Raw genomic sequence first — 25,746 nt, 5'->3', positions numbered from 1 at the left:
CGAATACGCTCGAAATCCAATGCTAGCAACTGCCGAAGGTATTAGACTTGGCACTTGACAGGTTAGAGTGCCAATTGTGCCGGCAGGGCATCCCGGGAGGTGTTTTCGTGAGCGAACTACGACGTCTGGACGTTTTGCGCGCCATCGTCGAGGACTATGTCCAGTCCCGCGAACCGGTGGGTTCCAAGGCGCTGCGCGAACGCCACAACCTCGGGGTCAGCGCCGCCACCATCCGCAACGACATGGCGTTGCTGGAGGAGGAAGGCCTGATCGCCGCCCCGCACACCTCGTCGGGGCGCATCCCCACGGAGAAGGGGTATCGCCGCTTCGTGGACGAGATCGGCGAACTCAAGCCGCTCTCGCGCGCCGAGCGCGAGGCGATCAACAAGATCCTGGACAGCTCGCAGGACCTCGACGAGATGCTGCACAGCACCGTGCGACTGCTGGCCCGGCTGACCAACCAGGTGGCGATGATCCAGGTGCCGCACTACGACACCGCCGAACTGCGCAACCTCGACCTGGTGGGCCTGGGCGCACGCCAGGTGCTGATGGTCATGATCGCCTCCAACGGCACCGTGGACCAGCGGATGCTCACGGTGTCCCGGCCCTATTCGGACGAGGAGCTGAACGACCTCAAGCAGTGGCTGCTGAACTCCTTCGGCGGCCACCGGCTGGCGGACCTCGTCGGCCCGCTGGGCAACGAGGGAGCCATCCCGGCCCGGCACGAGGCACCGCTGGTGGACAGCGTGCTGCGGGCGTTGGAGGAGATGGCGCAGGCGGCGAACGTGCAGCGCATCGTCATGGCCGGCACCGCGAACCTGGCCCGCGTCGAGGGCGACTTCCCGTTGAGCATCACCCCCGTGCTCGAGGCGCTGGAGGAGCAGGTGGTGCTGCTGAAGCTGTTCTCCGAGCTGGAGGCGGATTCGCGCGGCCTGGCCGTGGCCATCGGCACCGAAAACCATTACGGGCAGCTGTCCGACGCGGCGGTCATCGCCACCACCTACAGCACCGACCAGCGCAGCAAGCTCGGTGTGCTCGGCCCGACCAGGATGAACTATTCCTCGTCCATGGCCTCGGTGCGCGCGGTGGCCCGCTACCTGTCGAAGATTTTGGCGAACTAGCTCCGAAGCCGGTTCGCGGAACAACTTGAGAAGTGAAATTTTAAAGGAAAGGACACGGCGAAGATCGTGAGCTCGCATTACGAGACCCTGGGTGTCGCCAAGGACGCGACCCCGCAGGAAATCAAGAGCGCCTACCGCAAGCTGGCGCGCAAACTCCACCCGGACGTGAACCCCAGCGAGGACGCGGCCGAGCAGTTCAAGCTGGTGACCCGCGCCTACGAGGTTCTTTCCGACGAGAAGAAGCGGGCGAATTACGACGCCACGGGCGATGAGAACGGCAATGGCCAGCCAGGCTTCGGCGGCGGCGCAGGATTCGGCGGCTTCGGAGACATCTTCGAGCAGTTCTTCGGCGGCGGGCAGGGGCAGGGGCCGATGTCCCGCACCCAGCCGGGCCGCGATGCGCTGATCACCATCACCATCGATCTGGAAGACGCCGTCAAGGGCACCGTCTACCCGCTGGAGATGGAAACCGCCGTGGTCTGCAAGACCTGCCACGGTGACGGCACCCGCGAGGGCACCAGCCCGGTCACCTGCACCATCTGCCACGGTGCCGGCCAGGTGCAGCGCCCGGTGCGCTCGTTCCTGGGCCAGATGATGACCGTGGAGACCTGCGCCGCCTGCCGCGGCTACGGCACCACGATCCCGGATCCCTGCCTGGAGTGCAACGGCGAGGGCCGCGTGCGCGAGCATGTCTCCAAGTCGCTGAATGTGCCGGCCGGCGTGGACGCGGGCACCCGCATCCAGCTGCGCGGCCAGGGCGAGGCCGGCCCGGGCGGCGGCCCGAACGGCAACCTGTTCGTCGAGATCGACGTACGCCGCCACAAGGTGTTCGAACGCTCCGGCAACGACCTGCATGCCAAGATGACGATCCCGATGACCGCCGCGGCCCTGGGGTGCGAGCTGAAGCTTGAAACCTTCGACGAGGAGCAGACCCTGAACGTGGAACCGGGCGCCCAGGACGGGGACACCCTCACGCTTGCGGGCCTCGGCGTGCCGCGGCTGCGCGGCGGCAAGCGCGGGGACATCATCGTGCACCTGCAGGTGGAGACCCCGACCAAGCTGGACGCGGCCCAGCGCGAGCTGCTCGAGCAGCTGGCCAAGCTGCGCGGCGAGGAGCTCAGCGCCGGACGCGTGGAGCATTCCGGCGGCATGTTCTCGCGCCTGCGGGACAAGCTGAACCAGCGCTAGGCCATGAGCAACCACAGTTTCGTGCTCGATCCGGAGCAGGGCGCCGCGGCCCGCGTGGGGGACACCCTGCAGCTGACCGGGCCGGAGGTGCACCACGCGGTGGTCGTCAAGCGCGTCCAGCCCGGTGAGCGGCTGGACCTGCTCGACGGCACCGGGCTGCGCCTGGTCGTCGAGGTATCCTCCGCTGCCAAGGAGCTGCTCACGGTCACCGTCCTGGAACGACACCAGGAACAGCCCCCGGAGCATCCGGCGACCCTCATCCAGGCGCTGTCCAAGGGGGACCGCGACCTGCAGGCCGTGGAATCCGCCGTGGAACTGGGCGTCTTCACCGTGCGCCCGTGGCAGGCCGACCGCTCGATCGTGCGCTGGAACGCGGCGAAAGCCGACAAGGCGCTGGCCAAGTGGCGAGCCCAGGTGCGTTCGGCGCAGAAGCAGTCCCGGCGCACCTTCGAACCCGGGGTGAAGGAGCTGGTCACCAGCAAGTCGCTGGCCGCGGCGATTTCCGCCCACGCGGCCGCCGGCGACCTGGTCCTGGTGCTGCACGAGCAGGCGCAGGATTCGGTAACCCAGGCCGTGTCCGGCTGGCTGCCCGCCGCCGCGCCGGGCACCGGCGTGGTGCTGGTCGTCGGCCCGGAGGGCGGCATCAGCGATGCCGAGCTCGAGGCGTTCGTGGCCGCCGGGGCGCGTCCGGCGCTGCTCGGACGCCACGTGCTGCGCGCCTCCACCGCGGGTCCTGCCGCGCTGGTGCTGGTGCGCCACCTGCTCGGCGAACTCTAGCAAGTTTAAACAGCGATTGCCGTGAACCTCTCGGGTTCACGGCAATCGCTGTTTAAGCAGGCCCGGCAGGGGCATTTGCCAGAGTGCGGAAGTCCCTTGGAGGAAGACCCGGTGAAGGAGAAGTCCATTCTCGAGCAGCTGAGCCTGCAAATCATGAATACCGCTGAGATTGCGTGGCAAAACCCCAACGAGTGCAATGGTCTTTGACGCGTGGAGTGGCAGGGGCGGGATTGCCACTTTTCATCCTCATGCATCATCTCTGCCTGGTAGCAAGTAGTTTTGCGCCCCGCTGCAAGGTGATGACCTTTTTGGCGGGCAACTCCCTGGTTCCCCGCACGACCATGATGGTTTTGGGAGCTCCATTGAGTTTCTGCTCGTGTCTCGGATATCGTCGCCTACTCCTGCGACGATCTGGCCTTCGACTGGATCCGAAAGTTTGCGATGGCGAGCACCAGTGCTGCCATGAGGAACACGCCGCCGACAGCCCATCCCACTGTCGAGTAGTCGGCGAGCCGCGGAACACGCGGCAGGTTGATCGCTGCAACCGCGAGGAAGAGCAGTGCTGCGACGGTGCCCTTCCGTGCTGCGGATGGTCCGTTCGATATCGCTGTCATGCCTGTGTTTCCCTTCCCGTGGCTAGCCGGCACCGCTCAGGCACTGCCCGACGTCGTCGACGCCTCCGCGGCCGGCCTCGTCAAGGCTGTGCTGCAGCAGTCGGATGCTGCGACGGCGGAGCTGTGAAGTGGCGGCGCCACGGATATCACCCTCGGATGATCCGGACCATGATTCCTTGTACGGTCCGGCGCACGTTCCGCCGTGCCAAGCGAATGCAGGAATTCGCCACAAGGTCCTGGAGATAGATTGGATTCGTTCAACTGCAAGGACGGTTCCAGTCCATCATGAGAGTCGAAAGTGGTAAATCATCCTTTAGCAGGAGGGCATTTTTCCCGATCAGCAATCGTGATTTGACGACAGGCAGGATTGCTGCCCAGCGGGGCTGGGCTGGACAAGAATGGAAGAAAGAGCATCCTTTCGGCGCCCCTGGACGGGCGATGCAGCAGCCCGCCCCGGATCATCCCACGCGGATGTTCAGCACACGCTGCACGAGCGGTTCGAATTCTGCTGGGGCCACGAAAGGGCCGACACCTCGAAGCGCACAGTGATGCGAGAGGAGAGCGTGAGACACCCCCGCCACCTCGATTCGGTGCTGGGGCGGGGCCGGCGCTCAGCGCACGGTGAAGTCGGAGCTGACCTCGCCGACCTTGGCATCGCTGCCGGCTTCCTTGCCCCAGACGGTCAGCGTGTAGCTGCCGGCCGGAAGCCGGGTGGTCAGCGTGAAGGACCCGTCGGGCTCCACGCTCTCGTCGTTGATCCGGTTGGCGGCGGTGATCACCTGGGGCTCGCCGTCGGAGGCCTTGGACTGCAGGGAGTAGAAGGTGCCGCCGTCGAAACTGGAGGTGCGCCCGTGGAACTTCACGGCGCCCACCGCGGTGGTGGTGCCGAACTGCGGGTCGATGATCCAAATCGGCGCCATGAACTTCGCATCGCGCTGGTACACGTCCTGCAGGCGGTGGCCGCCGAAGACGGTGGCGTTCTGCCTTCCGTCGACCAGGATGCGGACGCTGGCCGGGGTGTCGCCGACCAGGATGCCGGCGTTGGAGGCGGCGGCGGTGGCGGTGAAGACCAGCTGCTGGATGGCGCGCTCGGCCAGGCCCTCGTCCAGCGTGGCGCTGAAGACCTTGGCCGGCAGGTCCAGGGTGATCAGGTTCTGGTTGTCGATGGAGACCCCGACGTCGTCGGTGGACTTCAGGTGGGTGTACCAGGCCGGGTCGGCGGGTTTCCCGGCCAGCAGGTAGGCGATCGCGTCGCCCATCGGCTCCTGGTGGCGGGTGTCGGTGGCGTATTCGCGGTAGAGGTAGACCCCGGAGTCGGTGTTCTCCAGCCAGTAGACCGGCATCTTCTGCCCGGGGAAGGCCTGCTCCATCGAATCGGTGGCCAGCGGAACCCCCTGGGCCGCGGCCGCGGAGTTTGCAGGCATCTCGAAGCTGTCGTTGCGTGCGGCGAAACCGCAGCCGGCCGCCAGGGCCAGGGCCGCAATGGCGCCGGTCGCCGCGAGTCGTCGCGGGATTCGGCGCTTGTACCACTGCTGCACGTTTCGACCAGTCCATCTGTTCTGCGGGGATTTTCCGGCGCCCGGAACGAGAACGTGGTTCCGTGCGCTCATATAGCGTGACACATCAGGGTGCGGGATGAGGCCGAAAATCGCTAAACCTACCAATCCGTAACCAAATCTATACCTTTGCGACCTGCCCGGATTAGATTCATTTCATACTAGTTTCAGAATTTTCAGCGCTCAGCGGAGCGGTACGTATCGCGTCGGGCGCCCGGGACTAGCTAGACTGGACTTGCGCAAGTTTTTTTATTTTCCGAGCTCAAAAGGGGCACGAAGCACTGCATGCAGGTTGAACAGAACCAGAGGCAATCCGAGACCGGGCCGGCGACGCTGGCCATCACGTTCGAGACTCCCGAGCTGATGATCGCAACCCTGGGCCCGAACGACGAGTTGCTGCGCATCCTCACCGGCGCCTACCCGAAGGTGCAGTTCCGCCCCAACGGGGCCACCCTGAGCCTGGTCGGCGACCCGATCCAGGTGCGCAAGGCGCAGCGGGTGACCGAGGAAGCCCGGTCGCTGGCGCAGCGCGGCTCGCGGATGAGCGCGGAAACCATCGAGCAGATCATCAAGATGCTCAGCGCCGGGAACCCTGATGCGCCCACCGACGTGCTGGGGCTGAAGATCCTCTCCGGCCGCGGGCGCTCCATCCGTCCCAAGACGGTGAACCAGAAGTCCTACGTGGACGCCATCGAGGATTCCACGGTGACCTTCGGCATCGGCCCGGCCGGCACCGGCAAGACCTTCCTGGCCATGGCCATGGCCGTCGCGGCGCTGCAGGACAAGCAGGTCAACCGCATCATCTTGACCCGTCCGGCGGTCGAGGCGGGGGAGAAGCTGGGGTTCCTGCCCGGCACCCTGAGCGAGAAGATCGACCCCTACCTGCGCCCGCTCTACGACGCGCTGCACGACATGGTGGACCCCGATTCGATCCCGCGGCTGCTGGAGGCGGGCACCATCGAGGTCGCCCCGCTGGCCTACATGCGCGGGCGCACGCTGAACGACGCCTTCGTCATCCTCGACGAGGCGCAGAACACCACCAGCGAGCAGATGAAGATGTTCCTGACGCGCCTCGGCTTCGGCTCCAAGATGGTGGTCACCGGGGACGTCACCCAGGTCGACCTGCCGGGCAACGCGGTCTCCGGGCTGCGCATGGCCAGCGAGGTGCTGGAAGGCATCGAGGACATCTCGATCTGCCGGCTGGACGCCAGCGACGTGGTGCGCCACCGGCTGATCGCGGACATCGTCTCCGCCTACGACCGCTGGGACGAGAACCGCCGCACGGGCCGCCAACGGCCGCGACATACGAAGTGAGCAGCGAAGCAATGAGCATTGAAGTCAACAACGAAACCGAGTTCGACGTCGACCTGAACGACGTCAACGCACTGGCGCAGTCGGTGATGAGCGCCATGTACCTGCATCCGGAAACCGAGGTGTCCATCGTCTTCCTGGACGAGGAGGCCATGAGCGCGCTGCACGTTCAGTGGATGGACCTCGAAGGCCCCACCGACGTGATGAGCTTCCCGATGGACGAGCTGCGCCCCGGCCGCGAGCACGCTCCCTCGGAGGCCGGCATCCTGGGTGACATCGTGATTTGCCCGACCGTCGCCCAGGCGCAGGCCGAGGCCGGCGGGCACAGCACGCACGACGAAATCCTGCTGCTGGCCACCCACGGGCTGCTGCACCTGATGGGCTTCGACCACATGGAGCCCGAGGAGAAGGAAGAGATGTTCTCCCTGCAGCGCCGCCTGCTGGAGTCCTACACCGGGCGCCCGGCTCCGAAGGAAACGGTGGAATAGCCGCCGTGGGTATACTCCTGCTGGTCCTGGCCATCCTCTTCATCGCCTGCTCGGCGGTGCTCACGGCCGCGGACTCGGCCTTCTATGCGCTCTCCCGGCACGCCGCAGAACGGCTGCGCGCCGACTCCGATTCCAAGGCGCTGAGCGCGATCCTGGACGACACCGAGTCCCACGCCCAGGCCATCAAGTTCTGGCGCGTCTGGTTCGAAACCGCCTCCGCGGTCTCCGTGGCCCTGCTGGTGTCCATCCGGGTGGAAAACATCTGGCTCGCCGGCCTGGTCGCCACCATCGCCATGGCGGCCCTGGGCTTCGTGCTGGTCAGCGTCTCGCCGCGGCGCTACGGCCGCTCCAACGCCCAGCGCGTGGTGCAGGCGACCGCGCCGCTGGTCCGGCTGCTGCGCCGGGCCCTGGGGCCGGTGGCCAACTGGCTGGCGAACATCGCCAAGGCACTGAGCCCCGGCGGCAGCGACGAGGACGGCTACCTGGGCAAGGAGCGCCTGCGCGACCTGGTGGACCGGGCCAGCGAGGGCGAGGACCTTGATGAGGAATCCGCCGAGCTGATCTCCGGGGTCATCGACCTGGAGGAGACCAACGTGCGCGCGGTCATGGTGCCGCGCACCGACATGGTGGTGCTGGACCCTGACCACACCTTCCACAGCGCGCTGGATTTGTTCATGGCCTCGGGCTACTCGCGCATCCCGCTGATCGGCGAGGATACCGACGACATCCGCGGCATCATCTACCTCAAGGACCTGATCGGGGAGATCCACGGCCTGCAGCAGGCCAAGGACCTGGCCGAGCTGTCCCGGCCGGTGCGCTTCGTGCCGGAGTCCAAGTCCGCCGCCGAACTGCTGCAGGAGCTGCAGCAGGAATCGATCCACTTCGCGATCGTGGTCGACGAGTACGGCGGCACCGCCGGGCTGGTCACCTTCGAAGACCTGATCGAGGAGATCGTCGGGGAGATCGACGACGAATACGACCGCAGCCGCACCGAACTGGTGGAAAACCCGGACGGCTCGCTGTTCGCGGTGGCCAGCGCCTCCATCGACGATATTGCAGACCACTTCGATCTGCTCATCGACGAGGAGGACGTGGACACCGTGGGCGGGCTGCTGTCCAAGGCGCTGGAGTCCGTGCCCGTGCTCGGCTCCACCGCGGATGTGAACGGTCTGCGCTTGACCGTGGTCGCCCTGGCGGGGCGCCGCAACCGCATCGGCAAAATCCATGTAGAGCGTCTGGCCAAGGACGCTTTAGATCATATCGAGAACGACGAGGATTCCTCTGATGAGTGAAAACCACACCCCGCGCACCCTGGGCGAATGGCCCGAGGGCTTCCGCTCCGGCTTCACCTCCTTCGTGGGCCGGCCGAACGCCGGCAAGTCCACGCTGACCAACGCTCTGGTGGGCCAGAAGGTGGCGATCACCTCCGCGAAGCCGCAGACCACCCGCCACACCATCCGCGGCATCGTGCACCGCGAGGACGCCCAGCTGGTGCTCGTGGACACCCCCGGGCTGCACCGCCCGCGCACGCTGCTGGGCCAGCGGCTGAACGACCTGGTCGCGCAGACGCTCTCCGAGGTGGACGCGATCGGCTTCTGCCTGCCGGCCAACGAGAAGATCGGCCCCGGCGACCGCTTCATCGCCACCCAGCTGGCGCAGCTGCAGCGCAAGCCCATCGTCGCGATCGTGACCAAGGCGGACCTGGTGGACCGCGAGGCGCTGGCCGCGCAGCTGATCGCCGTGACCGAGCTGGGCAACCAGAACTTCGGCCCGAACGGCTTCGCCGCGATCGTGCCGGTCTCCGCGGTCAAGGAGTTCCAGGTGCAGGAGGTCGCCGACGTGCTCGTGCAGCAGATGCCGGCCGGCCCGCCGCTGTACCCGGACGGCGAGCTGACCGACGAGCCCGAGGCGAAGATGGTCGCCGAGCTGGTGCGCGAGGCCGCGCTGGAGGGCGTGCGCGACGAGCTGCCGCACTCGCTGGCCGTGGTCGTGGAGGAGATGGTCCCGCGCGAGGGGCGCAGCGAGAACAACCCGCTGGTGGACATCCACGTCTCGCTGTACGTCGAGCGCTCCAGCCAGAAGGCCATCGTGATCGGCCGCGGCGGTGCGCGGCTGCGCGAGGTCGGCACCAACGCCCGCAAGGGCATCGAGAAGCTGCTGGGCACCAAGGTGTACCTTGACCTGCACGTAAAGGTCGCCAAGGACTGGCAGCGCGACCCCAAGCAGCTCGGCCGCCTGGGCTTCTAGCCCGCCGCGCAGCTGCGGCGGCACTACTTGGCCAGCGACGCCACGATGCGCCGGGCGATGAGCCGGTCCAGTGGCGGCACGCTCGAACTGCGGATCACCCACCGGCGCAGCAGCAGCCCGGCGCGGGTCGCGGGCAGGAAGCTCGCCGCGGCCCGCCGGCCCGAGACCTGCGCGGACCGCACCGTCAGCTGCCAGCGGGCGGAGAAGCCGGCCAGGGCTGCGGGGATCCACCCCGGATCCTCCAGGTTCTCCAGCGAAGCGGCGAGTTGCGCGGCGCCCGCCACCGCGAGCGATCCGCCCTGGCCGGCCAGTAGCGACACCGCACCTCCGGCATCACCCAGCAGCACCGTGTTCCCGTGCGACAGCCGCGGCATCACCACCTGCGCCACCACGTCGTCGTAGGGCTCCTGCGGGCACAGCTGCAGCAGCCGGTCCACGGTTGCCCCCAGCCCGGTGAAGTGCCGGCGCAGCCTGTCGCGGGCGTTGTGCGGGTCCCCGGGCAGCGCCCGGTACACCAGCAGCGTGGCCACGCGCCCGTCGCGCAGCCCGTAGTACGCGGCGGTGCGCCCGATGCTGTCGGTGAGCACAAAGCGGTGCCGGGCGCCCGCGTTGATCTCCGGCTCGGCCACGATGTACGCCGCGGCGCGCATGCCCAAATCCCGCAGCCACCCGGACTCGGGACCGAATACCCCCTCGCGCACCCGCGAATGCAGCCCGTCGGCGCCGATCAGCAGGTCGGCCTCGAACCAGCGGCTTTGTCCATGCTGGTTCTCGGCCACGAGCGCGACCGCCCCCGGCCGCTGCACTACGCGCGCCGCCCGGCACCCGTAGTGCAGGTGGATGCCGCCCGCTGGCGCATCACCGAGCGCGCGCAGCGCCGCGGTTTCCAGATCCGGTCGCAGCAGGCTGAGCACGTTGCCTCCCGCCAGCGCGGAGAACTGTTCGTAGTCCAGCCGGGCGGTCTCCCGGCCGTCGACATCGACATAGGCCGCGGCCCGGACGCGGTGTGCTGCCTGCGCCAGGTACGGGTAGAGCCCGATGCGCTCCGCGGCCCGCACCCCGGGACCGAAGAAGTCCATCATGTACCCTTCCGGCCGCGGCCCGGGCGCGCGCTCCAGCACGTCCACCGACCAGCCGGCCAAGCCCAGCTGCCGGGCCGCGACCAGCCCGGCGATTCCGGCTCCCACGATGAGCGCCCGCATGCTGCACCTGATTTCCCCGACGCGACGATATTCCCATTCTTCGCCCGCCGCTGCGTCCGTGTCCAGCATCCGCCCTGTCCACAATGTGACACAAAGGCGCAACAGTTTCAGCACCCGCCGAGGGCCGGTGTTATGCTCAACACGTGCATTTCGAGCTTCTACTACTACTTAGCCGCTGCGAGGATCCAACGGACCGCTAGTGGTCCCTCGGCCGACCCCTCGTTGCGGAGTAAGCTCTTGTCTGGCCCCACACAAACTACGCACCAACTTTTTGTCTAGGGGACAACCGAAATGCAGAACATGCAGAAATCTTCGAACATGCCAATCCACAAGTATGTTCCGTTCCAGGACCAGATCGAGGTCAATCTGCCCGATCGCACCTGGCCCGACAAGTACATCACCAAGGCCCCGCGCTGGTGCGCGGTCGACCTGCGCGACGGCAACCAGGCGCTGATCGACCCGATGAGCCCCGAACGCAAGCACAAGATGTTCGACCTGCTGGTGCAGATGGGCTTCAAGGAGATCGAGGTCGGCTTCCCGTCCGCCTCGCAGACCGACTTCGACTTCGTGCGCCAGCTCATCGAGCAGAACCGCATCCCCGAGGACGTCACCATCCAGGTCCTCACCCAGTCCCGCGAGCACCTGATCGAGCGCACCTACCAGGCGCTGGAAGGCGCCAAGCAGGCGATCGTGCACCTGTACAACTCCACCTCGATCCTGCAGCGCGAGGTCGTCTTCCGCCAGGACCAGGACGGCATCGTCGACATCGCCGTGCAGGGCGCGCGCCTGTGCAAGAAGTACGAAGAGCAGATGACCGGCACCAAGATCACCTACGAGTACTCCCCGGAGTCCTACACCGGCACCGAGCTGGAGTTCGCCAAGCGCATCTCCGAGGCCGTGGCCGAGGTGCTGGAGGCCAGCCCGGAGAACAAGATGATCCTGAACCTGCCGGCCACCGTGGAAATGGCCACCCCGAACGTGTACGCCGACTCCATCGAGTGGATGCACCGCAACCTGGCCAACCGCGACTCGATCATCCTCTCGCTGCACCCGCACAACGACCGCGGCACCGGCGTGGCCGCCGCCGAGCTGGGCTACCTGGCCGGCGCGGACCGCATCGAGGGCTGCCTGTTCGGCAACGGCGAACGCACCGGCAACGTGGACCTGGTGACCCTGGGCATGAACATGTTCGGCCAGGGCATCGACCCGCAGATCGACTTCTCCGACATGGACCACATCCGCCGCACCGTCGAGTACTGCAACCAGCTGCCGGTGCCCGAGCGCAGCCCGTACGGCGGCGACCTGGTGTTCACGGCCTTCTCCGGCTCCCACCAGGACGCCATCAAGAAGGGCCTGGAGGCCATGGAGGCCAAGGCCGGCGAGCAGGGCAAGGACCTGGACGAGCTGGTCTGGGCCGTGCCGTACCTGCCGATCGACCCGAAGGACATCGGCCGCTCCTACGAGGCAGTGATCCGCGTGAACTCGCAGTCCGGCAAGGGCGGGGTGGCCTACCTGCTGAAGAACGACTACAACCTGGATCTGCCGCGCCGCGCGCAGATCGAGTTCTCCGGGGTAATCCAGAAGAAGACCGACGCCGAGGGCGGCGAGGTCTCCTCCTCGACCATCTGGAACGTCTTCCAGGACGAATACCTGCCGGCCGAAGAAGGCTCGGGCCAGGAGACCTGGGGCCACTACCGCATCGCGTCGGCCACCGCGGCCTCCGCCGAGGACGGCAGCTTCCAGCTGGACGCCAAGCTGGTCATCGACGGCGCGCCGCATGAGCGCTCCGCCGGCGGCAACGGCCCGGTCTCCGCGCTGGTGCACATGCTCAACGAGGACGGCGTGGACCTGCGCGTGCTGGACTACTCCGAGCACGCGATGAGCGAGGGCGGCAACGCCCGCGCCGCGGCCTTCGTCGAATGCGCCGTGGGCGACCGCATCCTGTGGGGCGTAGGGCTGGACACGAACACCAACATCGCCGCGCTGAAGGCAGTGGTTTCCGCGGTCAACCGCGCGATCCGCGACGCGAAGTAGCCGCCGCCAGCGCCAACGCACGTCGCCAACGCCACGGCCAGCATCTCCTCGCTGGCCGTGGCGTTGTGCATTCTGTCGGTGGCCAGGTGGGAGAATTGAGCACGTGTCCAGATCAGGTTTCGCCTCCAAGAGCTACCGCACCCGCGGCATCATTCTGCGTACCCATAAGCTGGGGGAGGCCGACCGCATCATCACGCTGCTCACCCCCAACGGGATCGTGCGCGCCGTGGCCAAGGGCGTGCGCCGCACCACCTCGCGGCTCGGGGCGACCCTCGAACCATTCATGGAGGTCGAGGCCCAGCTGGTGATGGGACGCAACCTGGACATCGTCTCCCAGGCCCAGCTGCGCCATGCCTACGGCCAGCTGCTGGTGGCCGACTACCCGAGCTACACCGTGGCCAACGCCATGGTGGAAATCGCGGAGAAGCTGCTGGAAGCCGACAGCGACTCGACCCTGCGACAGTACCGTTTGCTGCACGGAGCCCTCGCGTTGCTCTCCAAGCTCGCGGTCGAGCCCGGGGCCGTGCTGGACTCCTACATCCTGCGCGCCCTGTCCATCGCAGGCTGGGCCCCGTCCTTCACCAGCTGCGTGCGCTGCGGCAAGCCCGGCCCCCATGAAGCGCTGCACGTGCAGCTGGGCGGCGTAGTGTGCGCCGACTGCCGGCCCTCCGGTTCGCTCTCCCCGCACCCGGTCACCATCCAGTACCTGCAGGCGCTGCTGGAGGGGGACTGGGATGCCGTCGCCCTGGCCGGGCCGCGCGCCCGCAAGCAGGCGGCGGACATCGTCGCCAATTACCTGCAATGGCACCTGGAGCGTGCCGTCAAGTCCCTACGCCATGTGGAGAGATCATGAAGAAGCTGCCCAAGATCAACGGCCGCCGAGGTCCTGTCGCACCGTTCGCGCACCCGCAGAACCCGGTCATGCCGCAGATCCCGAAGGAGCTCATCCCGGAGCACGTCGCCATCGTGATGGACGGCAACGGCCGCTGGGCCAACCAGCGCGGCCTGCCGCGCACCGAGGGGCACCGGGCCGGCGAGGCGGCGCTGCTGGATGTCATGGCCGGCGCCGTGGAAATGGGCATCAAGTACGTCTCCGTCTACGCGTTCTCCACCGAGAACTGGAAACGCAGCCCCGAGGAGGTCCGCTTCCTCATGGGTTTCTCCCGCGACGTGCTGCGTCGCCAGCGCGACACCCTGAACTCCTGGGGCGTGCGCATCCGCTGGTCCGGCCGCGAGCCGAAGCTGTGGAAGTCGGTCATCAACGAGCTGCGCGAGGCCGAGGAACTGACCCGCGAGAACACCGGCTGCCAGCTGACCATGTGCGTGAACTACGGGGGACGGGCCGAGCTGGGCGATGCCATGGCGGCGATTGCCCGGGATGTCGCCGCGGGCAAGCTGCGGGCCTCCTCGGTCGGGGAGAAGACCATCGGCAAGTACCTGCACGCCCCGGAATTGCCGGATGTCGACCTGTTCCTGCGCACCAGCGGCGAGCAGCGCACCAGCAACTTCCTGCTGTGGCAGTCGGCCTACGCCGAAATGGTGTTCCTTGACCAGCTGTGGCCCGACGTCGACCGCCGCACCCTGTTCACCGCGGTGGAGGAATACGCCCAGCGCGACCGGCGCTACGGCGGGGCGATCGACAAGCCCGGCGCTTAACCGTCCAGCATCTTCAGCCACAGGTTCAGATCCCTGAACGCGGTGGCGCGGGCGGGTTCAGCCGAGGTGAAGACATCGTGCATGGCCCCCTCGACCTCCGAGAGGGTCACGAAGCTGCCGAGCTTCAGCGCGCGCAGGCGCGTCTGGGTGACGTCGATGACCGAATCGGTGTACTGCATCTGCTCGGAATATGCGGTGCTGAAGTGCGAGGACTTCGAGGTCATCACCAAGACCGGCAGGCTCAGCTCCAATCCCCGGGCCACCCGGGCGTGGCCTTCCAGGATGGTGTGCAGCCAGCCCGCGGTGGTGGGGAAGGCCAGCGTCGGGCGCCACACGGGATGGATATCCCACTGGCCGCTGGCCTGGTCGCTGAGCGACTGCCAGTAGTGGTCGAACTGGTTGGCCAGCACCTTGCGCCGCGGGTTGCTGCGCGACATTGCTTCCATCAGCCCGTTGATCGGCACGCGCAGGAATGCCGTGCCCTGGAACTCCAGCCACGGGGCATTGAGCACCAGGCCCTTGACGTTCGGAGACGTGCGTGAAATCCACAGGCTCAGCACCAGCCCGCCCATGGAGTGCCCCTGTGCCACGATCGGCAGCTGCGGGTGCTCGCGGCGAAGAAGGCCAAGGCTCGCGTTCAGCTCCAGGTCGAGGTCTTCCAGGTTCGATATGTACCCGGGAAGCTCGTGCTCCCTGCGAAGGCTGCGCCCATGGTGGCGCAGGTCCAAGGCGTAGAAGTGGTAGCCCCTGTGGTACCAGAACTCGGCCAGCTCGCGGTTGTAGAAGTAGTCGCTCCAGCCATGGACCGACAGCACCACCCCCTTTGCCCGGCGGCCGAGTTTTCTGAACCAGCCCGGGGGCGAGTAGCGCACGAGCGTCGCCAGCAGCGGCCCCTCGGCGTCGGCTCCGAAGTCAAGGGTCTGGTACTCGTAGCCCGGACCCAGCGGATCGGGCGCCCAGACACCCCGCGGTGTGGAGGGCATGAATTCGGGCCATCTCACCGTGGGAAGAAGTTCTGCGACCGTCATGAAATCAGCTTACCGACCTCAAGTTGTCTACAGACCCCATTTCACGGGAAGATTGGAACCATGCGCATTTATCCTTTGGTCTTCAAGCATGTTTTCACCAAGATGGATCCTGAAAAGGCCCATCACTTCGCTTTTGACGCGATCAAGATCGCCCAGCGCGTTGGCTTGACCAAGGCAGCCCGCAAGTTCTTCGCCCCGGCCCCCAAGCTGAAGCGCACCGTCATGGGCATCGATTTCCCCTCCCCATTCGGCCTGGCCGCAGGTTTCGACAAGGGTGCCACCGGCATCATGGCCTTGAGCGACATCGGTTTCGGCCACGTTGAAATCGGTACCGTGACAGGACAGGCCCAGCCCGGCAACCCGCAGCCGCGTTTGTTCCGACTGGTTGAGGACCGTGCGGTCATCAACCGCATGGGATTCAACAACGAAGGCGCCGAAGTCGTTGCCGCGCGCGTGGCGCAGGCACGCCAGCAGTTGAAGGCGGACTACGCGGAAAACCGACCCGTGGTCGGCGTCAACATTGGCAAGACCAAGGTCGTCGAGCTTGGTGACGCGGTGGGCGATTACCTCGTTTCAACCCGCCAGCTAGCCATTCATGCCGACTACCTGGTCGTCAACGTGTCCAGCCCGAACACTCCGGGCCTGCGGCTGCTGCAGAGCGTCGAAACACTGCGGCCCCTGTTGACCGAAGTCGGAGAACTAGCGGACCACGTTGCCGGACGCCACGTCCCGTTGCTCGTCAAGATCGCTCCGGACCTGAGCGACGAGGACATCGCCGACGTCGCGAAACTCGCCACCGAACTGGAACTCGACGGCATCATCGCCACCAATACCACCATCGGGCGCGAGGGGCTGAAGAGTCCTGCGGCGAAGGTCGAGGAGATCGGTGCGGGGGGCCTGTCCGGAGCCCCGCTGAAAGAGCGTTCGCTGCAAGTCCTCCGCCAGCTGCGAGCCCTGGTTCCGGCCGAGATGGCAATCATCGCCGTTGGCGGCGTGACCGATGCGAAAGACGTGAAGGCCCGCTTGGACGCAGGTGCAGACCTCGTGCAGGGTTATACGGCGTTCCTTTACGAGGGACCGTTCTGGGCGCGCTCGATCAATCGCGAGTTGGAGCGCATGCTCTAGCCAAGACCCCATCAGCCAGAATATTGGAGCTTCGGACCGGCAACGGTTCGGAGCTCCATTGTCTTAATCGGCGCAGGCTAAGATCCACGGCATTTCCCACGGCCCCCTGACCGCCGCGAGACACGGGTTTGGGGGAGTAGCCGCTTCAGGAAATTCCTTGTTCCGCCACTCACAAGATGCACAACTTGTCCGGGATTCATGTGCGAGACGGGGGCAAAGAACCTTGTATCGGCGATTACAAGGGTGCGCCGCCCATGCAGGAATACTCGCGCGAACCGTCCCGCGGCTCCAACAGAGGTTTCAGCCCACGCCCGCGCGTGGTTTTAACCACGATCTCTCCGCCCTCTTCAAGCCCCTGCCTTTGTGCGAGGGCTTGCCGTCCGTTGTTCAATGCAATGGGGAACAAACTTTAAAGGTGGTGGAAGGGGAGTTTCGGTCCCGTCGTCGAGAGCCGCCGGCGTAGTCCGAATCCTTCGTCGGCGCTTGCTTTCGGATAAGAGAAAGGGCGGATTCCAATCGGAATCCGCCCTTTGAAGTTGTCCAGATCGACTAGTCGATCGATGCTCCACGCTTGACCTGCGGCTTGGGCAGGCGCAGCTTGCGGAACTGCATGCCTCGCATGGTCGCGTACATGCGAACGCCGCGATCCAGCGAGCCGAACTTGGAGACAAGGCGACGCTTCAAGATCGAGGTCGTGACAATTGCCTCGATAATGATCACGGCAATCAGGACCCACAGCGCAACCTGGACGTACATCTGCACGGCCAGGTTGCCGCTGAAAGTCAGCGAAACAACAAGGAAAGCGAGGATGAAGAACATCATGAATTCGCCCACCATCCAGCGGGAGTCAATGAAGTTTCGCGCATAGCGCTTCTGCGGCCCCTTGTCGCGAGCCATCAAGTAGCGTTCATCACCGGTTTCGTTGGCGATACGCAGGCGGTTCTGGGACTCGATACGCTGCTGGCGTTCGGCCTCCTTTGCGGCCTTGCGATCGGTCGGGACCAACGGACGCTGGCGATTGGCCTGCTGCGCGCTGCGCTTGGGCGTCGGTCCAGCCTTACGACCGTCGGTCGATTCAGAAGCCTGGTCAACAGGCTCCACATTTACTTGGGATTGAGATTCATCCTTCTTACGTCCAAACACCCCTCTATCCTAGCGGGGATTGAATCATCAGGTGACATTCACAACCACAAGAATTGCTAGGCTGAAACCATGTCATCAAATTCAATGCCTGAGGCCTCCGCACACGGTGTGGATGTAGCTAGCCTCAAGAACCACATCCAGTTGAACTTCGAGCAGATCCTCGAAGAGCTGAGCTCGCTGGTCGCCATCCCCAGCATCGCGTGGGAATCTTTCGACCCGGCAAACCTGGAGAAATCCGCAGAAGCCGTGGCGGCCTTGGCCAGAGGCGCCGGCATGCCCAGCGTGGAGATCCTGCGCGAACCCACTGACTCGGGAATCATGGGTGCTCCAGCAGTTGTCGCCCGCCGCCCTGCGGCCCCCGGCAAGCCAACCGTGCTGCTCTACGCCCACCATGACGTTCAGCCCCCAGGCGATGAAGCGGACTGGAACACCCCGGTCTTCGAAGCAACCCGCGTAGGGGACAGGCTTTACGGGCGAGGAGCCGCAGACGACAAGGCCGGCATCATGGTGCACATCGCCGCATTGCGTGCGGTGCTGGACTCGGTGGCGGACTTCGGCGTCGGCGTCACCTACTTCTTCGAAGGCGAAGAGGAAGCCGGTTCGCCGTCCTTCCGCAACTTCCTCGAAGCACACCAGGACAAACTTGCGGCAGACGTCATCATCGTCGCCGACTCCAGCAACTGGGCGGTAGGCACCCCGGCGCTGACAAGCTCCCTTCGTGGTATGTGCGCCGCAGAGATCACCGTGCGTTCGCTTCGGCACGCCGTGCACTCCGGAATGTTCGGAGGGCCGATCCTCGACGCGCCGATTCTCGCCGCAAAACTCATCTCCAGCTTCCACGACGAGGACGGCTCGGTGGCAATCGCCGGTCTTGTGTCCAATGACTCCGCGGATGTCGACTTCGATGAAGCTGAATTCCGCCGCGATTCCGGCGCGCTTGATGCCTACTCGCTTGCCGGCACCGGCAAGATCACCGATCGGCTGTGGAATAAACCAGCCCTCAGTGTCATTGGAATGGATATGCCGAGCGTCGACCATTCCTCGAACACCCTGATTCCGCAGGCTCGATTCAAGGTTTCGATGAGGTTGGCGCCGGGGCAAGATCCAGCCAAGGCCCTGGAAGCCTTCGAGGAACACGTCAAGAACGTCGACCTCAGGGGAGCGGAAGTACAGTTCAAGGCAGTGGAAGCCGGCAATGCCTACCTGGCAGACCTGGCCGCCTCAGCCAACGACACCGCATCCTGGGCGCTGGAACAAGCCTGGGGAGTTGTACCGGTCCACACGGGGCTAGGCGGCTCCATTCCGTTCATCGCCGACCTTTCGGAAATTTTCCCGGAAGCGCAGATCTTGGTGACCGGCGTGGAGGATCCTGACTCGCGAGCCCATTCGGCGAACGAGTCCCTGCACTTGGGAGATTTCCAGCATGCGATTGAAGCGGAAGCGCTGCTTCTGGCCCGGATCAACGCCGAAGGCCTATGAGCCGCGTCATAGACGCAGTTCAAGGGGAAGCATTATTCGGGTCCCCGTCGTACGATAGAACTAAGAACAAAGGCCCCAAGTGCCCGTCACAACGATGAAACTTGGTGCCTAACCAAGCAGTTCGGGAGGAAATGATGACTGCAGCCGTAGACCAGACCAAGGGTGATCCAACCGAGGTCCCAACTCACGACGTCAATATTTCAGATGTCGCAGCAGCCAAGGTTCGCTCGCTTCTGGAGCAGGAAGGCCGCGATGACCTGCGCCTGCGCATTGCAGTGCAGCCGGGCGGTTGCTCCGGCCTCATCTACCAGCTCTACTTCGATGAGCGCATGCTCGACGGAGACGCAGTGCGCGACTTCGACGGCGTGGAAGTTATCGTCGACAAGATGAGTGTTCCCTACCTTGCCGGCGCCTCCATCGATTTCGAGGACACCATTTCCAAGCAGGGCTTCACCATCGACAACCCAGCAGCCTCCGGTTCCTGCGCCTGTGGAGATTCCTTCCACTAGGCCCTAGGGAACTAACGCCGCTGTCCAAACGTTGAAGAAATTTCTCGTTTGAACAGCGGCGTTTTTCGGTATTCTGGGTGCCGAGAGGGTAAGCTCTACGTTAAGTAGTAAAACTATGTTTCGCTTCATAAGCCACCTCACCGTGCAAGCAGTAATTCGCGAGGTGACTTATGAAGACCACATTCTGCACCAACAAAGAGGAAGGGCCGTCTGTGAGTTCGCAAGACCGAACCGGCAGTCGCGGTAAAGCCAAGGCCAAAGTATTAGCCTTGGTCGGCACCAGCGCATTGCTGTTGACGGGATGTTCAGCGGAAGTTCAACGCGGTTGGCTTCCGAACGTGGACCGCGACACCACCAACCACACCGCAGCTATCCAGGACTTCTGGGTTAACTCGTGGATTGCCGTGGTTGTCATCGGTGTTTTGACCTGGGGCTTGATGCTGTGGTGCATCATCGCCTACCGTCGCCGCAAGAACGATACTGGCTACCCACGTCAGCTGAGCTACAACCTGCCATTGGAGATCTTCTACACGGCCATTCCATTGGTCCTTGTTCTGGTCTTCTTTAGCTTCAACAACAACCTGGTTAACAGCATCAACAAGCCTGTTGACTCGGAGATCGTCGTCGACGTTCGCGCCAAGCAGTGGGCTTGGGACTTCAACTACACCTTCGATGGTGATCAGGAGAAGCACTACGCCGGCATTCAGGCTCACCTGAACGACGATGGTTCCGAGGGCATTCAGGAAACTCTGCCAACCCTGTACCTGCCAGTAGGCAAGTCGGTAGAGTTCCAGCTCAACAGCCGCGATGTCATCCACTCGTTCTGGGTTCCGGCCTTCCTTCAGAAGCTGGACATGATCCCAGGTAAGACCAATCACATCTACCTGACCCCACAGGTCGAAGGTACCTTCGATGGTAAGTGCGCCGAGCTTTGCGGCGAGTACCACTCGGAAATGCTCTTCAACTTGAAGGTTGTCAGCGAGGCAGAGTTCAAGGCTCAGATGGCCAAGCTGGAAGATGGACACATTGGTGAAGAATACGACCGCAGTCCGGATACCGTGAACAGCGTGATCGTGAAGCACGAAGGGGAAGGAGAGTAATCGCTATGACTACGTTTGAATATGCAACTGACGACGTGAAGTCGATTGCCCCAGCCGTTGTGCCGAAGTCCAAGGGTCGCCTCTTCGTCGACTTCATTACTTCGACCGACCACAAGAAGATCGGGTACATGTACCTGATCACGTCGTTCGTCTTCTTCTGCATCGGTGGCGTTATGGCGCTGCTGATCCGTGCAGAGTTGTTCGAACCAGGTATGCAGATCCTGCAGACCAAGGAACAGTACAACCAGCTGTTCACCATGCACGGCACCGTCATGCTCCTGATGTTCGCAACCCCGCTGTTCACAGGTTTCGCCAACGTCATGATGCCGCTGCAGATCGGTTCGCCGGACGTGGCCTTCCCACGTCTGAACGCGCTGGCCTTCTGGTTCTTCGCCTTCGGTTCGACCGTAGCGCTGGCCGGCTACCTCACCCCTCAGGGTGCAGCCAGCTTTGGTTGGTTCGCCTACGCTCCGCTGTCGAACACCACGTTCTCGCCGGGCGTCGGCGGAGACCTGTGGGTCTTCGGTCTGGCACTGTCGGGCTTCGGCACCATCCTTGGTGCAGTGAACTTCATTGCCACCATCATCTGCCTGCGTGCACCGGGTATGACCATGTGGCGTATGTCGATCTTCTCGTGGAACACCCTGATCACCTCGCTGTTGATCCTGATGGCGTTCCCACCGCTGGCCGCTGCACTGTTCGCACTGGGTGCTGACCGCCGATTCGGGGCGCATATCTTCGATCCGGAAACCGGCGGTGCCATTCTCTGGCAGCACCTGTTCTGGTTCTTCGGCCACCCAGAGGTTTACATCATCGCGCTGCCGTTCTTCGGCATCGTTTCCGAGATCTTCCCGGTCTTCTCCCGCAAGCCGATCTTCGGCTACAAGGGCCTGGTCTTCGCGACCATCTCGATCGCTGCCCTGTCGATTTCCGTGTGGGCACACCACATGTACGTCACCGGTTCGGTTGCGCTGCCGTTCTTCGGCTTCATGACCATGCTGATCGCGGTTCCGACCGGCGTGAAGTTCTTCAACTGGATCGGTACGCTATGGCGCGGCTCGATCACGTTCGAAACCCCGATGCTCTGGAGCATCGGCTTCATGATCACCTTCCTGTTCGGCGGCCTGACCGGTATTATCCTGTCGGCTCCGGCTCTGGACTTCCACGTTTCCGATACCTACTTCGTTGTGGCTCACTTCCACTACGTGGTGTTCGGTACCGTTGTCTTCGCAATGTTCGCCGGATTCTACTTCTGGTGGCCAAAGTGGACCGGCCACATGCTCAACGAGCGTCTGGGCAAGATCCACTTCTGGTTGTTGTTCGTTGGTTTCCACGGAACCTTCCTCATCCAGCACTGGCTGGGTGTCATGGGCATGCCACGTCGCTACGCCGACTACATGCCTGAAGACAACTTCACCGCCATGAACCAGGTCTCCACCGTCTTTGCATTCATCCTGGGCGCTTCGATGATTCCATTCTTCTGGAACGTCTGGATCACCCACCGCAATGCCAAGAAGGTTGAAGTTGATGATCCATGGGGCTTCGGCGCATCGCTGGAGTGGGCAACCTCTTGCCCTCCACCACGTCACAACTTCCACTCCATTCCTCGCATCCGTTCGGAGCGTCCAGCTCTGGACCTGCACCACCCGGAATTGAGCGGCCGCGTCACCCCAGAGTCTCCAGTAGCGAAGATCTTTGGCCCCGCTGATCAGAAGGACCTGTAAAGATGAAAGTTGAAGCATGGATGTTCCTGGGAGGAATTTTCTTCTTCATCCCAGTGGCTTTCGTTTACGGTTACATGACCAACTGGCAGGAACTCGTCGGGTTCCCTGCACTGCTGCTGACCGGCGGCCTGTGCGGCATGGTCGGCTGGTACCTGTACTTCACCGCCCGTCGTGTTGGCCCTCGTCCCGAGGACCGCGTCGACGGTGAGATCCACGAAAACGCAGGCGACATTGGACACTTCTCCCCATGGAGCTGGTGGCCACTGGTCCTTGCCGGCGCTGCAGCCATCGGCTTCCTCGGCATTGCCGTTGGATGGTGGGTGTTCTTCATCGGCGCTGGACTGGCCGTGATCGCACTGGTTGGCTGGGTTTACGAATACAGCCGCGGTGACCACGCACACTAAGCACCAACCCTAACGGGGTGACAAGCATTTTTGCTTGTCACCCCGTTAGTCTTTTAAGCAGCAGTATTACTACCGCCTGGGCTCCAGGCGCCTTGGAAAAGGAGAGTTCGCGGTGCGCCATGCTCCACAGCCGATCGTGAAGGCCGTCCTTAATCCGGACAGCAAGGTCAGCAAATACCGCCAGATCCGCGAGATCCTCAAGACCCATGCCCGCGAAGACTGCAAGCCCGGCTACCGGCTGCCACCGGAACGGGTGCTTGCCGAACACTTCGGGGTGGCCCGCAAGACCATCCGCCAGGCCATCGACGCGCTGGTCGATGAACAGGTCCTCAAACGCGTTGTCGGCATCGGCACCTTTGTCGTCCCGGAGAAACTCGACCTGCGGGTGCGCCTGCACTCGTACTCGGAGGACATGATGCGCCGCGGCATGGTGCCCGATGCCCATGTACTGGAATTCTCGGAGATCAAGGCCAACCCCAACCTCGCCTCCCAGCTCATGGTCGACGAGGGGACCGGCGTCGTGCAGTTCAAGCGTCTGCTGCTGGCCGATGGGACGCCCATGAGCCTTGATGAAAATTACATGCCCGCCGATCTGGTGCCCGGCTTCGTCGACGGTGAACCACCGTCCAAGCTCTACCAGGCCCTGCATGAGCGCTACGGCATCCTCTTGGAATGGGGTGAGGACCAGGTCGAAAGCACAGCTGCCAGCAAGCGCCAGGCGCAGCTGCTGGGTGTCGAGCCCGGTTTCCCGCTGCTGCAGATCACCCGATACGCCTACATCGGCGAGCGTCTGGCCGACTACTCGATTTCCTTGTACCGTTCGGACCGCTACAAGCTCTTCGTACCGCTGCAACGTCTTGGCACCGGAACGCCGCGCTATACCGACACCGTGTAGCCCCGAGCTGCGCCGTCTGGCGTTCATCGGCCGCCAAGCGCCCCTACGCTTCTTTGACCGCGGAACCGCCGACGCGCGAGGTCCTGCGACGCCTGCAGTGCCCCGTGGCCGGAAAACCTGCTTCATTCGGCACTGGAAGGCTGCTCAGGCGCCGTCCGGCGGCTTCCGCGAAGGTCCCTGAGCGCGCGGCGAAAGCGTAGACTCCCGTGCGTCGGGGTGATTGGATGCGGGGGAGTCAGCCCCTAATCGGCAGCTCCGCCTTGCGCCGCCACGCCTCGCGTTCCCACCCGAAGACACCATCGACCCTCCAGGGTCCCTGTGGCGATGCCGCAGCTCCTTCAACCAGCAGGTGTCCGCCCTGCTGCGTTTGAGGCCTGCAGGAGGCGTTCTGCGGCCTGCAGGAGTGCGGGTTAACGAAACGAGGGACATACCTTTCGGTATGTCCCTCGTTTTGTGACTAACGCGAGCCGAGATTACTTCTCGATCGAGTCCTGCTTCTCGCCTTCAACCTCGTGGTGGCCGTGGGCTGCCTTGGCAGCTTCCAGCTCCGACGGGGTTACTGGGGCGACGCGATCTTCGAAGAAGAACTTCGAGATCTTCGCACGACGCTTCTCCTTGCGGGAGATGTGTCCGGCAGCATCCGGCTGGGCCGGGATGTACTGGTTGTCGTTGAAGTTGGTCAGGACGTAGCGCTTGTAGACATCTACTTCCTCGTGCTTCTCCGAGAAGCCACCCTCTGGCGACATCTGGATGATGCCGGCTTCGCGGCCGTGCAGCACGATCTCGCGATCCTTGCGCTGCAGCGACAGGCAGATGCGGCGGGTCAGCCAGAAGGCAACCAGCGGGCCGACGAAGAACAGAACGCGCAGCCAGTAGGTGACATCGTTCAGTGCTACGTGGAAGTGGGTTGCAATCAAGTCGGACGAGGCAGCTGCCCACATCACGCAGTAGAAGACAACACCAGCGGCGCCCATGGCGGTACGGAACGGTGCGTTGCGCGGACGGTCGAGCAGGTGGTGCTCGCGGTTGTCCTTGGTGACCCAGCGTTCGATCCATGGCCATGCGAACATGACGGCGAACAGGGCACCGGCAGGAACCAGAGCCGGCAGCAGGACCGAGAGGACCAGGCTGTTATCGCCCCACGGGAACGGAATGTTCCACACGAAGCTGAAGTCGCCCAGAACACCCGGCATCAGGCGCAGCGCGCCGTCAACGAAACCGATGTACCAGTCAGGCTGGGTACCAGCGGAAACCGGTGACGGGTCATACGGACCGTAGTTCCAGATCGGGTTGATCTGGAAGATGCCCGAGATGAAAGCGACGATGCCGAAGACGATGAAGAAGAAGCCGCCAGCCTTGGCTGCGTACACAGGACCCACTGGGAAGCCAACAACGTTGTCGTTGGTGCGGCCCGGGCCAGGGTACTGGGTGTGCTTGTGGGTCACAACCATGAACAGGTGGACCACGAGCAGCAGGATGATGACCGCCGGAACGATCATGATGTGCAGCGAGTACAGACGTGGAATCACGTGTACCCCTGGGAACTCACCGCCGAAGAAGAACATCGACAGGTAGGTGCCCACAACAGGCAGGGCCTTCATCACGCCATCGATAATGCGCAGACCGTTACCGGAGAGCAGATCATCTGGCAGGGAGTAGCCGGTGAAGCCAGCAGCCAGGCCCATGATCAGCAGTACGCCGCCGACAACCCAGTTCAGCTCACGCGGGCGACGGAACGCACCGGTGAAGAACACGCGCAGCATGTGCACGGAGAGGGAAGCAACGAACAGCAGTGCGGACCAGTGGTGTACCTGGCGCATGAACAGACCGCCACGCACGTCGAAGGAGATATCGAGCGTCGACGCCATGGCGGCCGACATGCCGATACCCTTCAACGGTACGTACGAGCCTTCGTAGGTGATGTGAGTCATCGAAGGATCGAAGAAGAAGGTCAGGAAGGTGCCGGAGAGCAGCAGCAGTACGAAGGTGTACAGCGCCACTTCACCGAACATGAAGGACCAGTGGTCAGGGAAGACCTTGCGGCCGAATTCCTTGACGATGGTCGATGCGCCAACGCGGGTGTCGACGAAGTTGGCCAGGCGGCCGGTCTTGGTCGACGCGGTGTACTCGTTAGTAGTCGTCATG

The 25,746-nt window shown here is 64.0% G+C and carries 24 protein-coding genes; 18 read left to right on the top strand and 6 right to left on the bottom strand.

The genetic code is table 11. The features are described from left to right. Positions 1 to 107: 107 nt before the first annotated feature. The 3 genes from hrcA (at position 108) to JQN66_RS08645 (ending at position 3,086) form a co-directional block, all read left to right on the top strand. Entirely contained in the window at positions 108 to 1,121 is a 1,014-nt protein-coding gene (gene hrcA / locus JQN66_RS08655; protein ID WP_204677397.1) for a heat-inducible transcriptional repressor HrcA, read from the top strand. 66 nt (positions 1,122 to 1,187) lie between these two features. Beyond that, positions 1,188 to 2,309, top strand: a complete 1,122-nt coding sequence (gene dnaJ / locus JQN66_RS08650) for a molecular chaperone DnaJ (RefSeq protein WP_204677396.1) — start codon at positions 1,188 to 1,190, stop codon at positions 2,307 to 2,309. 3 nt (positions 2,310 to 2,312) lie between these two features. Continuing rightward, positions 2,313 to 3,086, top strand: coding sequence for a 16S rRNA (uracil(1498)-N(3))-methyltransferase (locus JQN66_RS08645; RefSeq protein WP_204677395.1), 774 nt, complete (start codon positions 2,313 to 2,315; stop codon positions 3,084 to 3,086). A 395-nt stretch (positions 3,087 to 3,481) separates the two neighbouring features. Here the strand turns inward: JQN66_RS08645 and JQN66_RS08640 are convergent, their stop codons facing one another. After that, positions 3,482 to 3,700: a hypothetical protein gene (locus JQN66_RS08640; RefSeq protein ID WP_188948248.1), complete on the bottom strand. Its 219-nt coding sequence runs from the start codon at positions 3,698 to 3,700 to the stop codon at positions 3,482 to 3,484. Between JQN66_RS08640 and JQN66_RS18605 the strand changes: the two genes are divergently transcribed. After that, positions 3,699 to 3,827, top strand: a complete 129-nt coding sequence (locus JQN66_RS18605) for a hypothetical protein (protein WP_275439083.1) — start codon at positions 3,699 to 3,701, stop codon at positions 3,825 to 3,827. The two genes, JQN66_RS08640 and JQN66_RS18605, sit on opposite strands and share 2 nt — an antisense overlap. A gap of 484 nt (positions 3,828 to 4,311) precedes the next feature. On the opposite strand, the gene JQN66_RS08635 is transcribed toward JQN66_RS18605, so the two are convergent. Continuing rightward, positions 4,312 to 5,238, bottom strand: a complete 927-nt coding sequence (locus JQN66_RS08635) for a GerMN domain-containing protein (RefSeq protein ID WP_204677394.1) — start codon at positions 5,236 to 5,238, stop codon at positions 4,312 to 4,314. Between the two features lie 303 nt (positions 5,239 to 5,541). Between JQN66_RS08635 and JQN66_RS08630 the strand changes: the two genes are divergently transcribed. Genes JQN66_RS08630 through era form a run of 4 tightly spaced genes read left to right on the top strand, consistent with a single transcriptional unit; the run spans position 5,542 to position 9,302 of the window. Further along, positions 5,542 to 6,570, top strand: a complete 1,029-nt coding sequence (locus tag JQN66_RS08630) for a PhoH family protein (protein ID WP_204677393.1) — start codon at positions 5,542 to 5,544, stop codon at positions 6,568 to 6,570. 11 nt (positions 6,571 to 6,581) lie between these two features. Continuing rightward, on the top strand, positions 6,582 to 7,055 hold the full coding sequence (gene ybeY / locus JQN66_RS08625; RefSeq protein WP_188948245.1) for an rRNA maturation RNase YbeY: 474 nt from the start codon (positions 6,582 to 6,584) through the stop codon (positions 7,053 to 7,055). A gap of 5 nt (positions 7,056 to 7,060) precedes the next feature. Continuing rightward, positions 7,061 to 8,347, top strand: a complete 1,287-nt coding sequence (locus tag JQN66_RS08620; protein ID WP_188948244.1) for a hemolysin family protein — start codon at positions 7,061 to 7,063, stop codon at positions 8,345 to 8,347. Next, on the top strand, positions 8,340 to 9,302 hold the full coding sequence (gene era / locus JQN66_RS08615) for a GTPase Era (protein ID WP_188948243.1): 963 nt from the start codon (positions 8,340 to 8,342) through the stop codon (positions 9,300 to 9,302). The genes JQN66_RS08620 and era overlap by 8 nt, the downstream gene beginning before the upstream one ends. Positions 9,303 to 9,325: 23 nt before the next feature. On the opposite strand, the gene JQN66_RS08610 is transcribed toward era, so the two are convergent. Then, positions 9,326 to 10,504: an FAD-dependent monooxygenase gene (locus JQN66_RS08610; protein ID WP_204677392.1), complete on the bottom strand. Its 1,179-nt coding sequence runs from the start codon at positions 10,502 to 10,504 to the stop codon at positions 9,326 to 9,328. Positions 10,505 to 10,795: 291 nt separating this feature from the next. On the opposite strand from JQN66_RS08610, the gene leuA reads away from it, so the two are divergent. The 3 genes from leuA to JQN66_RS08595 all read left to right on the top strand — a co-directional run bounded on the left by leuA (position 10,796) and on the right by JQN66_RS08595 (position 14,194). Then, positions 10,796 to 12,538 carry a 2-isopropylmalate synthase gene (gene leuA / locus JQN66_RS08605; RefSeq protein ID WP_188948241.1) on the top strand — a complete coding sequence of 581 codons (1,743 nt, stop codon included), beginning with the start codon at positions 10,796 to 10,798 and terminating at the stop codon, positions 12,536 to 12,538. Between the two features lie 103 nt (positions 12,539 to 12,641). Then, entirely contained in the window at positions 12,642 to 13,391 is a 750-nt protein-coding gene (gene recO / locus JQN66_RS08600; RefSeq protein WP_204677391.1) for a DNA repair protein RecO, read from the top strand. After that, entirely contained in the window at positions 13,388 to 14,194 is an 807-nt protein-coding gene (locus JQN66_RS08595; RefSeq protein WP_188948239.1) for an isoprenyl transferase, read from the top strand. The genes recO and JQN66_RS08595 overlap by 4 nt, the downstream gene beginning before the upstream one ends. On the opposite strand, the gene JQN66_RS08590 is transcribed toward JQN66_RS08595, so the two are convergent. Next, a complete protein-coding gene (locus JQN66_RS08590) occupies positions 14,191 to 15,177 on the bottom strand; it encodes an alpha/beta hydrolase (protein ID WP_204677390.1) in 987 nt (328 codons plus the stop codon). The genes JQN66_RS08595 and JQN66_RS08590 overlap by 4 nt on opposite strands. Positions 15,178 to 15,282: 105 nt before the next feature. Here JQN66_RS08590 and JQN66_RS08585 point away from each other — a divergent pair, with 105 nt between their 5' ends. After that, on the top strand, positions 15,283 to 16,347 hold the full coding sequence (locus JQN66_RS08585; RefSeq protein WP_204677389.1) for a quinone-dependent dihydroorotate dehydrogenase: 1,065 nt from the start codon (positions 15,283 to 15,285) through the stop codon (positions 16,345 to 16,347). A gap of 549 nt (positions 16,348 to 16,896) precedes the next feature. Here the strand turns inward: JQN66_RS08585 and JQN66_RS08580 are convergent. Continuing rightward, positions 16,897 to 17,448 (bottom strand): DUF3043 domain-containing protein, encoded by a 552-nt coding sequence (locus JQN66_RS08580; RefSeq protein WP_229777337.1) that lies wholly within the window; start codon positions 17,446 to 17,448, stop codon positions 16,897 to 16,899. A 111-nt stretch (positions 17,449 to 17,559) separates the two neighbouring features. On the opposite strand from JQN66_RS08580, the gene JQN66_RS08575 reads away from it, so the two are divergent. The 6 genes from JQN66_RS08575 to JQN66_RS08550 all read left to right on the top strand — a co-directional run bounded on the left by JQN66_RS08575 (position 17,560) and on the right by JQN66_RS08550 (position 23,601). Beyond that, positions 17,560 to 18,969: a dipeptidase gene (locus tag JQN66_RS08575; RefSeq protein WP_204677388.1), complete on the top strand. Its 1,410-nt coding sequence runs from the start codon at positions 17,560 to 17,562 to the stop codon at positions 18,967 to 18,969. A gap of 134 nt (positions 18,970 to 19,103) precedes the next feature. Then, entirely contained in the window at positions 19,104 to 19,478 is a 375-nt protein-coding gene (locus tag JQN66_RS08570) for a HesB/IscA family protein (RefSeq protein ID WP_047119131.1), read from the top strand. 212 nt (positions 19,479 to 19,690) lie between these two features. Next, positions 19,691 to 20,578, top strand: a complete 888-nt coding sequence (gene ctaC, locus JQN66_RS08565) for an aa3-type cytochrome oxidase subunit II (protein WP_434089221.1) — start codon at positions 19,691 to 19,693, stop codon at positions 20,576 to 20,578. Positions 20,579 to 20,583: 5 nt separating this feature from the next. Beyond that, positions 20,584 to 22,302, top strand: a complete 1,719-nt coding sequence (ctaD, locus tag JQN66_RS08560) for an aa3-type cytochrome oxidase subunit I (RefSeq protein ID WP_204677387.1) — start codon at positions 20,584 to 20,586, stop codon at positions 22,300 to 22,302. A 2-nt stretch (positions 22,303 to 22,304) separates the two neighbouring features. Further along, positions 22,305 to 22,706: a cytochrome c oxidase subunit 4 gene (locus JQN66_RS08555; RefSeq protein WP_188948232.1), complete on the top strand. Its 402-nt coding sequence runs from the start codon at positions 22,305 to 22,307 to the stop codon at positions 22,704 to 22,706. A 112-nt stretch (positions 22,707 to 22,818) separates the two neighbouring features. Next, on the top strand, positions 22,819 to 23,601 hold the full coding sequence (locus JQN66_RS08550; protein WP_204677386.1) for a GntR family transcriptional regulator: 783 nt from the start codon (positions 22,819 to 22,821) through the stop codon (positions 23,599 to 23,601). A gap of 473 nt (positions 23,602 to 24,074) precedes the next feature. On the opposite strand, the gene qcrB is transcribed toward JQN66_RS08550, so the two are convergent. Continuing rightward, positions 24,075 to 25,745: a cytochrome bc1 complex cytochrome b subunit gene (qcrB, locus tag JQN66_RS08545; RefSeq protein WP_204677385.1), complete on the bottom strand. Its 1,671-nt coding sequence runs from the start codon at positions 25,743 to 25,745 to the stop codon at positions 24,075 to 24,077. Between the last annotated feature and the right edge of the window lies 1 nt (position 25,746).

The organism is Glutamicibacter protophormiae, from assembly GCF_016894325.1.
GTDB classification, from domain to species: Bacteria; Actinomycetota; Actinomycetes; order Actinomycetales; family Micrococcaceae; genus Glutamicibacter; species Glutamicibacter protophormiae.
The sequence above is the reverse complement of the archived record's forward strand: the minus strand, read 5'-3'. Positions and strand labels throughout refer to the sequence as shown.